The sequence below is a fragment of the Rhodococcus sp. NPDC077669 genome (genome assembly GCF_040686915.1).
GTDB classification, from domain to species: Bacteria; Actinomycetota; Actinomycetes; order Mycobacteriales; family Mycobacteriaceae; genus Rhodococcoides; species Rhodococcoides fascians.
This window is the reverse complement of sequence record NZ_JBFBMD010000004.1, coordinates 55682-69231: the sequence shown is the minus strand read 5'-3', so window position 1 is coordinate 69231 and position 13550 is coordinate 55682. Positions and strand designations below refer to the sequence as shown.

At 65.8% G+C, this 13550-nt stretch carries 16 protein-coding genes and 1 riboswitch; of the genes, 4 read left to right on the top strand and 12 right to left on the bottom strand.

Translation table 11 applies throughout. The features are described 5' to 3' along the window. Positions 1-3 precede the first annotated feature (3 nt). A complete protein-coding gene (locus tag AB0P23_RS06660) occupies positions 4-1143 on the top strand; it encodes a metallophosphoesterase (RefSeq protein ID WP_032372392.1) in 1140 nt (379 codons plus the stop codon). A gap of 31 nt (positions 1144-1174) precedes the next feature. Here the strand turns inward: AB0P23_RS06660 and gcvP are convergent, their stop codons facing one another. From gcvP to idi, 12 genes are all read right to left on the bottom strand, one after another. Next, positions 1175-4015, bottom strand: coding sequence for an aminomethyl-transferring glycine dehydrogenase (gcvP, locus tag AB0P23_RS06655; RefSeq protein WP_032400830.1), 2841 nt, complete (start codon positions 4013-4015; stop codon positions 1175-1177). Between the two features lie 205 nt (positions 4016-4220). Continuing rightward, positions 4221-4318, bottom strand: a riboswitch (glycine riboswitch). Between the two features lie 12 nt (positions 4319-4330). Continuing rightward, entirely contained in the window at positions 4331-4870 is a 540-nt protein-coding gene (locus AB0P23_RS06650; protein WP_157226114.1) for a MerR family transcriptional regulator, read from the bottom strand. Positions 4871-5283: 413 nt separating this feature from the next. Beyond that, positions 5284-5757: a bifunctional nuclease family protein gene (locus AB0P23_RS06645; RefSeq protein WP_027497166.1), complete on the bottom strand. Its 474-nt coding sequence runs from the start codon at positions 5755-5757 to the stop codon at positions 5284-5286. 97 nt (positions 5758-5854) lie between these two features. Further along, entirely contained in the window at positions 5855-6592 is a 738-nt protein-coding gene (locus tag AB0P23_RS06640; RefSeq protein WP_027497167.1) for a MerR family transcriptional regulator, read from the bottom strand. Continuing rightward, positions 6589-7086 (bottom strand): glycogen accumulation regulator GarA, encoded by a 498-nt coding sequence (gene garA / locus AB0P23_RS06635; protein WP_027497168.1) that lies wholly within the window; start codon positions 7084-7086, stop codon positions 6589-6591. The genes AB0P23_RS06640 and garA overlap by 4 nt, the downstream gene beginning before the upstream one ends. Positions 7087-7315: 229 nt before the next feature. Further along, positions 7316-7720 carry a glycine cleavage system protein GcvH gene (gene gcvH / locus AB0P23_RS06630; RefSeq protein ID WP_027497169.1) on the bottom strand — a complete coding sequence of 135 codons (405 nt, stop codon included), beginning with the start codon at positions 7718-7720 and terminating at the stop codon, positions 7316-7318. Positions 7721-7760: 40 nt separating this feature from the next. Further along, a complete protein-coding gene (locus AB0P23_RS06625) occupies positions 7761-8492 on the bottom strand; it encodes a DUF881 domain-containing protein (protein WP_206497566.1) in 732 nt (243 codons plus the stop codon). Positions 8493-8495: 3 nt separating this feature from the next. Beyond that, the gene (locus AB0P23_RS06620; RefSeq protein WP_027497171.1) at positions 8496-8876 is read right to left on the bottom strand and encodes a small basic family protein; all 381 of its coding nucleotides are present in this window, start codon (positions 8874-8876) and stop codon (positions 8496-8498) included. A 56-nt stretch (positions 8877-8932) separates the two neighbouring features. Continuing rightward, positions 8933-9730 (bottom strand): DUF881 domain-containing protein, encoded by a 798-nt coding sequence (locus tag AB0P23_RS06615; RefSeq protein WP_257886087.1) that lies wholly within the window; start codon positions 9728-9730, stop codon positions 8933-8935. 59 nt (positions 9731-9789) lie between these two features. Then, positions 9790-10395, bottom strand: coding sequence for a CDP-alcohol phosphatidyltransferase family protein (locus AB0P23_RS06610; RefSeq protein WP_032366166.1), 606 nt, complete (start codon positions 10393-10395; stop codon positions 9790-9792). Between the two features lie 67 nt (positions 10396-10462). Next, on the bottom strand, positions 10463-11044 hold the full coding sequence (locus tag AB0P23_RS06605) for a CoA pyrophosphatase (protein WP_363797169.1): 582 nt from the start codon (positions 11042-11044) through the stop codon (positions 10463-10465). A gap of 69 nt (positions 11045-11113) precedes the next feature. Continuing rightward, the gene (idi, locus tag AB0P23_RS06600; RefSeq protein WP_032372389.1) at positions 11114-11722 is read right to left on the bottom strand and encodes an isopentenyl-diphosphate Delta-isomerase; all 609 of its coding nucleotides are present in this window, start codon (positions 11720-11722) and stop codon (positions 11114-11116) included. Between the two features lie 44 nt (positions 11723-11766). Between idi and AB0P23_RS06595 the strand changes: the two genes are divergently transcribed. From AB0P23_RS06595 to AB0P23_RS06585, 3 genes are all read left to right on the top strand, one after another. Further along, positions 11767-11928 (top strand): hypothetical protein, encoded by a 162-nt coding sequence (locus AB0P23_RS06595; RefSeq protein ID WP_206497568.1) that lies wholly within the window; start codon positions 11767-11769, stop codon positions 11926-11928. Between the two features lie 104 nt (positions 11929-12032). Continuing rightward, the gene (locus tag AB0P23_RS06590) at positions 12033-12287 is read left to right on the top strand and encodes a hypothetical protein (RefSeq protein WP_027497175.1); all 255 of its coding nucleotides are present in this window, start codon (positions 12033-12035) and stop codon (positions 12285-12287) included. Then, positions 12284-13546 carry a cupin domain-containing protein gene (locus AB0P23_RS06585; protein ID WP_052053295.1) on the top strand — a complete coding sequence of 421 codons (1263 nt, stop codon included), beginning with the start codon at positions 12284-12286 and terminating at the stop codon, positions 13544-13546. The genes AB0P23_RS06590 and AB0P23_RS06585 overlap by 4 nt, the downstream gene beginning before the upstream one ends. Positions 13547-13550: the final 4 nt, after the last annotated feature.

Here is a 13550-nt window from a genome sequence, read left to right as displayed (position 1 = left end):
AACATGTCTCGTGTACTTTTTGTCGGCGTCTTCCTACTCCTCGTCACGCTCTTCCTGCACTGGCGGTTTCTCTCCGTAACGAGGGCACCGGCACGTGTCGGACGCCCTGCAGATCTGTTGCTGATACTTCTGTGGTTGTGCGCGGTGGTCGGCTTCGGCAGCGGCGTCGAGTTCGATCCGTCCTGGGCCCGTGGCCCGGCTTTCCTCGGCCTGACCTGGTTGGCGGTGGTGTTGTATCTGTTCCTCGGCACGGTCCTCGTTGCTCTTATCTGCACCGTCGTGCGGGTGATGTTCGCGCTGTCGCATCGTGATTCGACTGCTGTTCGGCTGCGCATATCGCGGGTCGGCTCCGTCGTCGTGGCTCTCGTCAGCGTCGTCGCAGTGGGGTACGGCCTCGTCGAAGCCGCCTCGCCTCGTGTCACACGCACCCAGGTTGCGCTCGACCGGTTGCCGGCCGAATTCGACGGTCTGCGAGTGGCATTGGTGTCCGATATTCACGCCGGACCGTCTCGCGGTGCGGGCTTCGTGCGCACGGTCGTGGATTCGGTCAACGCGCAGCAGCCTGATGTCGTGCTGCTCGACGGCGATCTCATCGACGGGACAGTGGAGTTGGTCGGAGAAGACCTCGAGCCGCTGCGCGACCTCGAAGCCCCTCTCGGGGTCTTCGCTGTCAGCGGCAACCACGAGTTCTACGCGGGCGACGGCGGAGAGTGGCTCGACTTCTGGTCGACCCTCGACATCGACGTGTTGCGCAACGAGCGCACGACGATCACCCGTGATGGCGTTGCCATCGATATCGCCGGCATCAACGACGCCACTGCCCCGGAACCGTACGAACCGAATCTCGGCGCTGCGCTCGACGGCATCGACCCGGATCGCTTCGTGCTGTTGATGGCTCATCAGCCCAAGCAGGCTGTGGAGGCCTCCGAGCTGGGCGTGGACATGCAGGTGTCCGGACACACTCACGGCGGGCAGATCTGGCCGATCCGCTATCTGGTGCCGCTCCAGCAGCCCAGTGTCGAGGGGCTGGACACGATCGGTGACACCACGCTCTACACCACCCGCGGTGCAGGCGCGTGGGGTCCGCCGGTGCGCGTGGCAGCCCCGCCCGAGATCGCGATGCTCGAACTCACGCGGGGCTGACCATCTGCCCGTCCATCGGGCGAACAGCAGGTCAGGCGAACGCCTCGATCGGCGGGCAGGAACACACCAGGTTGCGGTCGCCGTGCGCGCCGTCGATCCGCCGGACCGCGGGCCACACCTTCGGTCGGTCGTAGCCTGCGGGGTACGCCGCGAGTTCCCGCGAGTACGGGTGGTTCCAGTCGGCGACGAGGCATTGCGCCGTGTGCGGAGCGCCGCGCAACGGGTTGTCCTCTACGGTCCACTCGCCGGAGCCGACGCGGTCGATTTCCCTGCGGATGGAGATCATCGCGTCGCAGAATGCGTCGATCTCCTCCAGATTCTCGCTCTCGGTCGGCTCGACCATCAGGGTCCCCGGCACCGGGAAGCTCATCGTCGGCGCGTGGAAGCCGTAGTCCGCCAGTCTCTTCGCCACGTCGTCGACGGTGACGCCGGTGTCCTTCGTCAGACCTCGCAGATCGAGGATGCACTCGTGCGCCACCATGCCGTTGTCGCCGGTGTAGAGCACGGGGAAGTACTCGTCGAGGCGGCGCGCGATGTAGTTGGCCGACGCGATGGCGGTCAAGGTCGCCCGGCGCAGCCCCTCCGCGCCCATCATCGCGATGTATGCCCACGTGATCGTCAGGATCGACGCGCTTCCGTACGGTGCGCCCGCAACGGTCGGACCGTCGCCCAGTTGCGGTGCCAGCGGGTGGCCGGGCAGGTACGGCTGCAGATGCGAACGGACGCCGATGGGTCCGACGCCGGGACCGCCACCGCCGTGCGGGATGCAGAAGGTCTTGTGCAGGTTCAGGTGACTGACGTCTCCGCCGAAACGACCCGGCCGAGCCAACCCGACCAGAGCGTTGAGGTTGGCACCGTCGACGTACACCTGTCCACCCGCGTCGTGCACCGCGGCGCAGATATCGGATATCTCGTGCTCGTACACACCGTGGGTGGAGGGGTAGGTGATCATGATGGCGGCGAGGGTGTCGGCGTGCTCGGCGATCTTGGCCCGCAGGTCGTCGACGTCGACGTCTCCGTTCGGTCGGCACGCAACCACGACGACGCGCATCCCGACCATCACCGCGGAGGCGGCGTTGGTGCCGTGTGCGCTCGACGGGATCAAGCAGACCGTGCGACCGGTGTCGCCGTTGGCCTGGTGGTATCGGCGGATCGCAAGTAGTCCCGCGTACTCGCCCTGGCTTCCTGCATTGGGCTGCAGGCTGACCGCGTCGTAGCCGGTGATGTCGACGAGCCATTGTTCGAGGTCGGCGATCACCCGGAGTAGTCCGGGGACGTCGGTCGACGGCGCGAACGGGTGTTGGCGCGCGAACTGAGGCCAGGTGATCGACTCCATTTCAGCGGTCGCGTTCAACTTCATCGTGCACGATCCCAGCGGGATCATGCTGCGGTCGAGGGCGATGTCCTTGTCCGACAGCGCGCGAAGGTAGCGCAGCATGGCTGTCTCGGTGCGGTAGCGCGTGAAGGCGGGATGCGTCAGGTACTCGGACGTGCGGGCACAATCGGCCGGGACGGACTCGGCTCCCGGGCCGGCGGGCTCGGCACCGAATGCAGCGAGCACATCGACGATGTGAGCCTCCGTGGTTGCCTCGTCACAGGCGATCGCGACGTGATCGTCGTCGACCGGTCGGAGGTTGATACCGCGTTGTTTGGCGGCATCGACGACGGTGTGGGCCGCGCCGGGGACCGCGGCGAGCACGGTATCGAAGAACTCGGCATGCACCACGTCGATGCCCGCAGCCTGCAACCCTGCTGCGACGGTTCGAGCACGGGTGTTGACGCGACGTGCGATCGCGCGCAGCCCATCCGCGCCGTGGTAGCTGGCGTACATCGCGGCCACGATGGCCAACAGCACCTGGGCGGTGCAGATGTTGGAGGTCGCCTTCTCACGGCGAATGTGCTGCTCGCGCGTCTGCAGGGCCAAGCGGTAGGCCCGATGTCCGTCTGCATCGACGGACACTCCCACCAACCGCCCTGGCAGCTGGCGCGAGTGACCGGAGCGCACTGCGAGATAACCGGCATGCGGACCGCCGTACCCCATCGGAACCCCGAAGCGCTGGGTGGTTCCGAAGCAGACGTCGGCACCGATTTCGCCGGGCGCGGTCACCAGGGTGGCGGCCAGCAGATCGACCCCGACTGCAACCAGCGCACCGCGCTCGTGTGCTGCCTCGATCGTGGCGGTGTGGTCCACCAGACGGCCTGATGCTCCCGGCAGCTGCGCCAGCACTCCGAAGAAGTCGCCTTCGGGCAGGCCGTCGGCGAGGTCGGCGTACACCAGCTCGATCCCGAGCGGTTCGGCGCGCGTAGCGAGCACGGCTTTGGTCTGCGGGAAAATATCCGAATCGACGACGAGGCGGGGTGACTTCGAGCCTCGGTTGGCGCGACGCATGAGCGTCATGGATTCGGCTGCGGCAGTGGACTCGTCGAGCATGGAGGCATTCGCGACATCCATACCGGTCAGGTCCGACACCATCGTCTGGAAATTGAGCAGTGCCTCGAGTCGGCCTTGACTGATCTCGGGCTGATAAGGGGTGTAGGCGGTGTACCAGGCCGGATTCTCCAGGATGCCGCGCGTGAGCACCGGAGGCGTCAGGGTGTCGTAGTAGCCCAGGCCGATCATCGAGGTGGCCACCGTGTTGCGGCCGGCGAGATCGGCCAGCGCGGCCAGCGCATCGTGCTCGCTCAGAGCAGGCGGCAATGTCGCCAGGCCATCGGGAACCCCGTCGACGACGGTATCGAGAATGGACTCGGGAACAGCCTTGCGGGCCAGCTCGTCGAGGCTGTCGACACCGATGGCGTCGAGAATGCGGGCCAGTTCGGTGGTGTCGGGGCCGATGTGTCTGTCGACGAAAGCCGATGCGGTCGAAGTCATTCGGTCGGTCACGGTCTACTCCCAGGGGTCCCAAGACAAGGCGTCGGACGGCCGGGGCATACGCGCCGACCGCTCCTCCCCCTCTGTCGTGTGCTCGCTGACGCGTGCGCCTGAGAGATTCGGTAGAACACGGCGCGCTGACGTGCGCGCACCGGCACCTTTCCCCTTGGGCGGGTGGGTGCTCCCACCACTTTCCAGAGTTGTCGAAGCCCACACGGTCCGTGTGCCTGAGAGATTGACGGGGAGGTATTGCTCCTTCGGCGTCCGAGACTGGATGCCTCGGAACTCTCCCGCGCAGGCGCGACGGTGAGAAGTCTAGCCGGTCTTACGACTCGCGCGATTCTTGCGGCGGGACGCCAGTTCGTCTTCGGGGCTCGGCTGGCTCTCTCCGCCGTCTGCTCGCTCGGCCGGGAAGTCGGCGATGGTGCCGGTGAGCTCGCGCATCGCGCCGTTGACGGCGATACCGAAGACGCCCTGCCCGCCCTGCAGCAGGTCGACTACTTCCTCGGCCGACGTGCACTCGTAGACGGTGGTGCCGTCGGAGAACAGGGTGATGTTGGCGAGGTCGCCCACGCCACGCTGGCGCAGGTGATCCACCGCGACGCGGATGTTCTGCAACGAGATTCCGGTGTCGAGTAGGCGCTTGACGATCTTGAGGACCAGCATGTCCTTGAACGAGTACAGCCGCTGGCTGCCCGAACCTGCTGCGCCTCGGATGGACGGTACGACCAGGCCCGTACGAGCCCAGTAGTCGAGTTGCCGATAGGTGATGCCGGCAATCTGGCACGCGCTGGGTACGCGGTATCCGACGAGTTCGTCGGGCACCGAATCGTCGGGGAACAGGCCGGGTTGAATGTCCTGCGACTGTGCGACAGGGCGATTCGACGCCTCGTCGGGGGTCTCGACCCGAGCATCGGCTGCGGACGCGTCCTCTGTCCGGCTTGCGGCGTCGGATTCTCGACTGCCGTGATGCTGCTGCGGCTGATCTCCCACTGACTGCTCCCTCTCGGATGTCTCACTGCGTTCGGATCCAGTCAGTACTGGGATCCGTCCGAAGCGCGCCTGAACGCCTCGGTGTACTCGCGTGAAGTCATACCGTGTACCAGGGCCAGACTACGCCTCGGCGGCAACCGAAGAGGCGTGAACTGCGTCGGTCCGGACTGCGCCGGCGATGAACTTCACTGGCACGAACGTTATGGGGGCGATCGACCAGATTCAACGCAACGCGCCGTAAACCTGAACCTAAAGTTGAGGTTGAGACTATTCCGTTACCCGTCGGTGGCCTTGAAGTCGTCCGGCGACACCGATTCGAGGAATTCCTTGAACTTCTCCACCTCGTCCTCCCGCTCGTCCGGCATCAGCAGGCCGGCCTCGGCGAGCACAGGCTCCTCCGCATAGATCGGGACTCCGGCACGGAGCGCGATGGCAACCGAATCCGACGGCCTCGCCGACACGCGGATGTCCTTGTCGAATACGAGATCGGCGTAGAAGGTGCCTTCCTGGAGGTCCACGATGCGCACCTCCTTGAGCTCGTGCCCCAACGCAGAGATCAGGTTCTTCACCAGATCGTGCGTCAGCGGCCGAGCCGGCTGCACACCTTGCTGCTCCAAAGCTATTGCGGCAGCTTCGGTTTGGCCGATCCAAATCGGGAGGTACCTATCTCCGTCGGATTCACGCAGCAGCAACACGGGCTGGTTCTGCGGCTGTTCGACACGAATACCGACCACACGCATTTCACTCATCGTGTCCACCTCACACCTCGAGAAATCTTCGCTGGTCGTCGCTGGTCCAGCTCACCAGAACCGAGTCTATTGGAATCCGAACCGGCGCGAGCGAACCTCACCGGTCGAGCGCACCACGCACCGCTGCTTTGACCAGACACGTATGCAAGGTCAACGACAGAGCTGCCAATTCCCGGATCATCTCTTCGGCACGATCACGTGCACCGGCATCGCGCCCCTTGGCGACCGGCCCGGCGATCTGAGCGACGAGACCCGCTTCGCGGTCCGCCGCGAGCTTGAACGCACGGAGGTGACGAACCTCGAGCCCGAACTGCAACATCGCGTGCGCGGTACGAGCGAGCGTGACGGCACCGTCGTCGTAGAACCCGGCCTGCCCGGGAGTGATCAGACCGCTGCGCAGCAACTCGGTCAGGAAGGCGTCGTCGATGCCGGCCTGAGCCAGTAGATCTGCCTTGCTGATGCGGACCTCGCGATCGGGCAGGAACTCCTCCGGCGAGACTTCACCGGCCGCGATCGTCAACGACCGTGGGCGCTTGACCGAGGCGTCTGCTCTCTCGACGGTTGCAACGCCGTGGTCGATCGCTTCGAGTTGTTCCTTGATCACCTTCAGCGGCAGGTACTGATCACGCTGAGCGGTGAGCACGAACCGCAGCCGTTCGCAGTCCGCGATCGAGAAACGCCGATAGCCCGACGGAGTGCGCTCCGGAGAGATCAGACCCTCGGCTTCGAGGAATCTGATCTTCGAGATAGTCACGTCGGGAAAGTCGGGCCGGAGTCGATCGAGGACGGAGCCAATCGACATCCCCCCGCTGGACTGCTGCCCGACGGCGGTCACTGGCTTCCTGCACCCGCAGACGACTCGCCGACTGCAGATCCATTGCCGCCACGCGGCCCGGTGAGGAAGACCAGACGGAACTTGCCGATCTGCACCTCGTCACCGTTGGCGAGCACGGCGGAGTCGACCGGCTCACGGTTGACGTAGGTGCCGTTGAGGCTGCCCACGTCGACGACCTGGAAGTCGTCCTCGTCCTGGCGGAACTCTGCATGTCGACGGCTCACGGTGACGTCGTCGAGGAAGATGTCGCTGTCGGGGTGACGACCGGCCGACGTGGTCGGCTGGTCGAGCAGGAATCGGGATCCGGCGTTGGGACCACGCTTGACGACGAGCAGGGCAGCTCCGACAGGCAAGCCCTCGACACCCGATACCGGAGCTTCGGTGCTCTGGGCGGTAGCGGAGTTGTCCAGCTCCTGGAGGAAATCGGCGCGGAAGACCGAGGTGGTCTCGGCCGGCGACTCCCCGTAGTTGCTGTCGTTGTCGTTCTGGCTCACCGTTACTCCTTCTCAGTCCGTTGACCCGGGCAACGATCACCTCGGGTAACGCAGTACATGGTCTTCACTTCTGGTTCTGCTGGCGTTCGGTGGTGCGTTTCGGTTCCTCGGTGCGTGGCGGACCACTCACCATGCGCGACCTTCGCCCCGACAGGCTGTTCGCTCGGTGTCGACCGTACCCTGCGCGCCGAGGACCTGTGGTCGGTTGGCCGGTGTGTACGGCCCTTCGTCACTCAGCTGTGATGAGAGCATATCCGGCGGCATCGAGCATCGGTGCCAGCGCCGCGTCCAATGCCTCCGAGGATGCGACCTCGAGCTCGATCAGCCACCCGCCGGTGTACGGTCCGGAGTTCACCTTCTCGGGTTCGGAATCCAGATCTTCGTTCACGGCAACGACTTTGGCCGTGAGAGGACTGAACACGTCGGACACGCTCTTGGTCGATTCCACTTCACCGAGAGACTCGCCCGCGGTGACGCTGTCACCGATCGCCGGAAGCTGAACGAACACGACGTCGCCCAACTGAGTCTGGGCGTAGTCGGTGATACCGATTCGAACCGTCGCAGGCCCCGTCCGCTGCACCCACTCGTGCTCGGGGGTGTAAAGCAGATCAGCTGGTGTGTCGATGTCGCTCAACGCGGCATTCCCTTCCATCGTGCCCGGGGCGAGCGGGCGATCAGTTTCCGGGCTGAGCGTATTGACGTGGGCGCGGATCCCGCAAGGCGGAGACCGTGACCTGGTCCGATCGCTCGACTCGCGAGCTCGCCCCGTTGCGGGCGACCGTGTCGATCACCCCTCCCGGAATGTTCAGTGCAGCTTCCAGAGTCGCCGGATCTCCGATGGCAGTGAAGGTGTAGGGAGCGCGTAGTTCTCGGCCGTCCACCACGACTCGGCCGGCCGGTCCGGCCATCCACGAATCCACACCGATGCGGACGGCGACCCCACCACCGTTGATCTGCAACGCCTCGGCACCGGCGGCCCGCAGCTCCTGCAACGCGTCGAGCAGAACCTCTGCTCCGACGCCGGCGTCGGTGTCGTCGATCGTCAACGTGGCGCCGGGTCCTCGGGCCGCCACGGTGCCGATCTGAATGGACAACGCGGACAATCTTTCCTGGGCTTCCGCCACCGCGGCGTCCGACCCTGAACCGGACTGCCGGAGGGTGGCGAGCGTGCCCTGAAGCGCGCTGATCTCGTCGCGGATCGACGCCTCGCGTCGCGTCAGTGAGTCCAACACCACCAACAGGTCCTCGGGCCGCGAATTCTCCAGATTGCCCGACGTGCTCGTTTCGCGCACCTGTGTCGCGATTCCGATTCCGAGGGCACACATCAACACGAGAGCGAGAATGCCGAACCACGTGCGCTGTCCACGTCGGGTGCGCCGACCGTGCCGTCCGGGGCCTGCGTTCATCGGTCAGGCACCGAAAAGCCGTCGGCGCAACGCAGCGGCGTTGCCGAAGATACGTATTCCGAGCACGACGACGATGGCGGTGGACAGTTGCGTTCCGACTCCGAGCTGATCGCCGAGCCACACGATGAGCGCCGCGACGAGGACGTTGAAGACGAACGACACGACGAACACCTTGGCGTCGAAAATGCCGTCGAGAAAGGCGCGCACGCCGCCGAACACTGCATCGATAGCGGCCACGACGGCGATCGGCAGGTATGGGGCGACGACTGCAGGAACCCGAGGCCCGGCGACGAGACCGATCACGACTCCGACGACGAGCGCGACCAATGCTGCGAGCGCGAATCCGGCGCGGCCGGTCGCGGCGGGCTCGGTGCCGCCGGGCACCTCGGGACCGGGGCTGCCGGAGTCGGATGGCTCGACGTCCGGGACGTCACTCGCCGTCATCGTGGGGCCACCTCCTTCGCCTCGAACGACTCCCTGGCGACGGCCGGCCCGAACTCGAGATCGGTGGCAGGCCGTACCGAGAAACCGACACCGTAGAGCTGAGCGACCGTGCTCATGCGCAGGTATGCATCGCTGACGGCGAACTGCACCTGAATGCGCTGCGGTGGACCGATCGCATCGATGTCGTAGGGCGAGGTGATCGGGCGATTGTCGAGCAGCATCGCGCCGCCTGCCTGTCTGATCGTCACGTTCGGCCCGACTCGATTGCCGTCGACGGATACCGCTTCGGCGCCGCTGGCCCACAAAGAGTTGACGACGGCAGCGATGTCGCGGTCGAGAACGGTTGCGCCGGACCCGGTACGGACCGATCTGTTGGATGCACCGCCTGCGGCAGGTTCTGTCACGACGACCGACAAGCCGGGACCGGTCACCGAGTCGATACCGGCAGCCGACTCGACCGCATCGAGACGGTCCAGAAGCTCGCTCCCGGCAGCATCGGACTGGAGCGCGCGATCACGCTCGGTCGATACTTGCGCTGCGAGTTCATCCCTCGTGACGTCCAGTTCGGCCTCACGCTCCTGGGCAGCACGCACTGCAGCAGAGGCGTCGGCGCTGGCCCGGTCGATATCCGCCGCATCCGAGGCCAGCTGTGACATCGCGACCCCGAAGACCACTCCGACAGCGACGGCACCGGTGATCAGCCAGAGGACAGGCGGCACCCTCGGGTTACGCACGTGGTGCGCCGACCGTTCGACGGCGGCGGCTGCGTAACCCGGATCGAGGTGATCCGTCAACAGCGATGTGAGCAGTGACGGAGTCGGGTTCCTCTTCGGTCGTGCTGGTGGCTGCACCGTCACCTGCCCGGTGCGGAGGTGGGCGCGATCGCTCGCGCGACGGCCACTGCCTTGCCGAGGTACAACGCACCGGTCCACGTGTACAGCACCGTCCCCCAGATCAGGAGCGCGTAACCGAGCGGCCCAGCGGCGTCGGCCACGGAACCGGTGCCCACGGAGACCAACAGCACCGGCAGCGCGATCATGACCACGAACGTGGCTGCCTTCCCGAGATAGATCACGTCCGGAGGCGGGAGGGAGCGACGTCGGTAGACGAACATGGTCAGGCCGAGAACCGCGTCTCGCCCGATCAGGATGGCAGCGACCCACCACGGGATGATGCCGCGCACCACGAATGCGACCAGCGTGCTGACGACGTACAAGCGATCGACGAGCGGGTCGAGAATCGCCCCCAGCCGCGACGACTGCCCGAGCAAACGCGCGAGTTTTCCGTCGAGCCAGTCGGTGCCGCCGCTGACGAGCAGAATGACCAGCGCCCAGCCGTCTGCCTGGGGGCCGAGAAGAAGAAACAAGAACAGCGGAACGCCGGCGAGTCGCACGGCACTGAGCAGGTTGGGAACAGTTGCGATCCGATCCGTTACCTCGAGTTCGCTCTTGTCCGTCACCGCTCACCTCCTGTCGCCTCGGGCGTCGTGGCAGCCGGCGCGAGCGCACCGGCGGTTCGAGGCCACGTTAGCGCCACGCGAACACCGGCTGCTCGAAGTCCGCGACCCGGGTGTGTCGACCGCGAAGGACCACTTCACGAAACTGGTGCACTATCGCACCCGTGGGAGCATGGATGGCACCGGTTCGGAACGGCCACCGAATCACGGGTCGGGGCGACTCGGGGATCGTGACGAATTCCGCATCGACATCGAGTTCGGCCTCGGTCACCTCGAACACTTCGGCCACCTCGTCGGCACTGGGCTGCAGCGACGACGAGTACTCGCCCACCCACACCACGAACGGTGTGATGACGTAACCCGAACGGGTGACGTAATCGTCGAGGCGCCCGAGTACCTCACCCGGGTCGGTACGAATGCCCAACTCTTCCTGGAGTTCACGCGGGCAGGCCTGTGCCGGGGTTTCGCCCGGATCGACTCCGCCACCAGGTAGCGCGTACTGACCCGGGTGAGCGCGCAATCGGCTCGGCCGTCTGGTCAACAGCAGGCGACGGTCTCCGCGCTCCCCGCCGACCGCCAGAGCAACAGCTGCGTGGCGCAGACCGTCGGCATCGGCTGTCCGAAACTCGAAGTGGCCGAGTGCACGCTCCATCGAGTCGCGGCCGAGGCAGTCGCTCGATTCGTCGCTACCCGCCATGAGTACCCACCGATTCGGTTGCCGTCATGGGGAATCCGCGAGACGCGCTGCCGGAGGAAGGAGTTCGTCGGCGGACGCGGGCCAGGCCAGTGCGTGCTCGGCCAACCCGGCGAGTTGCTCCACTTGTGTTCGACACCAGGGCGATACATCGATTCGGTCTGCGAGCACGTCGGCCGAGAATTCGGCCCAGGACACCCACCGCGTTTCGTCGACCTCGTCAGGATCCGGGTCGAGTGTCGCGTCGTCGCCGACCGTCACTCGGTAGACGGGGCAGATCTCGTTCTCGACTATCCCGTTGTCCATCACAGCGCGGTACCTAAAATGCGGCAGCACCAGTTCCGCGGACCGTGCCTGCAGACCCAGCTCTTCGCCGATGCGCCGGAGCACTGCCGACTCCAGGTCCTCGCCGGGTGCTGGATGTCCACAACAACTGTTCGTCAACACGCCGGGCCATGTCGTCTTGCTCGACGCCCGTCGCGTGAGCAACACGGCACCGTCCTCACGCACCACGTAGCTGGAGAACGCCAGGTGCAGCGGGGTCTGTTCGGTGTGCACCGTGGTCTTGTCCTGGGTGCCGACGGCGCGGCCTTCGTCGTCGAGCAGCACCACGTGCTGCGCAGGGGATCGATCCATCGTTCCATGCTCCCACGGCCGGACGGCCGGTCTAGTGTCGAACCATGGGACAGGACGACAAGGACAACACAAACGGCGGCACCTCGACCGAACACGACACGGCGGATTCCCCCAAGGGCGGCCGCCCCGGACCGGTGGACGGCGGAGGCGGCGGTGGGATGGCGACACGGGAGAACGCCCCGGAGATCGCCGACGATCAGGAGTGATATTTCCCGGTGCCGTCGCTGTTTGAATCACAGAGATTGCGTCAATACCCCCGATGTTCCCGCGCTGCGCGAGAGCACGAACCTCCATCAACGGAAGGACCTCGATGAGCATCAACGACGACGACATCACCACCTCAGGCGGATCTGCAGGCGAAGGACCCGCTGACGGCGGATCCAATCCCGGCGGACACGACGGCGGAGCAGACGGCCCGGCCGGAGCAGGCGAAGGACCCGCTGACGGCGGATCGAATCCTGACGGACACGACGGCGGAGCCGACGGCCCAGCGGGTGGAGAAGGCCCGGCCGACGGCGGATCCAACCCCGGCGGACACGACGGCGGTGCGGACGGTTCCGCTTGATCATCGAGTCGAACGACGAGCGCGGACCGGGCAACCGGTCCGCGCTTCGTCGTCTCACCGGAATCGACGCCGCCACTTTCGCGGAGCGTCACTGGGGCACAGCACCCAAGTTCACCCGATCTGCCGAACTGTCCGGATCGTTCGAGGATCTGATGACGGTCGACGCGGTCGACGAGTTGATCGCCGAGCGCGGCGTACGCACCCCGTTCGTGCGGATGGCCAAGGACGGCCGCCTGCTGGAGAAGAACAAGTTCACGGGGTCCGGAGGGTTCGGCGCCGAGATCACCGACCAGGTCGATTCCGCGGCGGTTCTGTCGGCCTTCGCGGCCGGCAACACTCTGGTGCTGCAGGGCCTGCATCGCCTGTGGCCGCCCTTGATTGCTTTCACCGGCGAGCTCGTTCGCGAGCTCGGCCACCCGGTACAGGTCAATTCCTACGTCACTCCGGCTGCGTCCCAGGGCTTTTCGCCGCATTACGATGTTCACGACGTGTTCGTCGTGCAGATCGCCGGTAGCAAGCGGTGGACAATTCACTCGCCGGTGCATCGCCATCCACTGAACAATCAGCCGTGGTCGGACCGACGAGCAGCAGTGGAACGTCACGCCGACGACTCCCCGGAGTTGGACATCGTGCTCGAGCCCGGTGACGTTCTGTATCTCCCGCGCGGCTGGATCCATTCGGCGCAGGCCCTGGGCGAGACGACGGTGCATCTGACGATAGGCGTCGCGTCGTTCAACGATTACGACATCGCCCATCACACCCTCGGTGCTCTTCAGGACGTCGAGGGACTGCGCGCACCGTTGCCGGCCGGATGGGACCCGACCGATTCCGAGTCCGTTCTCCCCCACGTACGCCGCGTCCTCGGCGACATGCGCCGAGCTCTCGACGAGTTGGATCGAGATCCCGAGGCGCTGCATCGGATCACCGAGCGTGTTGCGAGTCGGTACGACGAGCTGGTTCGACCCGAACCGGTGCGCCCCGTTCGCAGTGTTGCCCAGATGGGCGCGCTGCGGGGTCAGGACTCGATTCGGCTCAGGGCCGGGGTGATCGCGCGAGTGGTGCGAACCCCCGAGTCCGCGGCTGTCGTGCTGCGCGACAAAACCGTGTCGATGCCGCCTCAGTGCGCCGATGCCCTCGAATTGTTGCTCGAAGGATCGCCGTGCCGGTTGGATTCTCTGCCCGGCCTCGACACCGACGATGCTGTCGTGGTCGGTCGCAGGCTCGTGCGCGAAGGCATCGCAGTCACCGCCATCGAGTGATGGT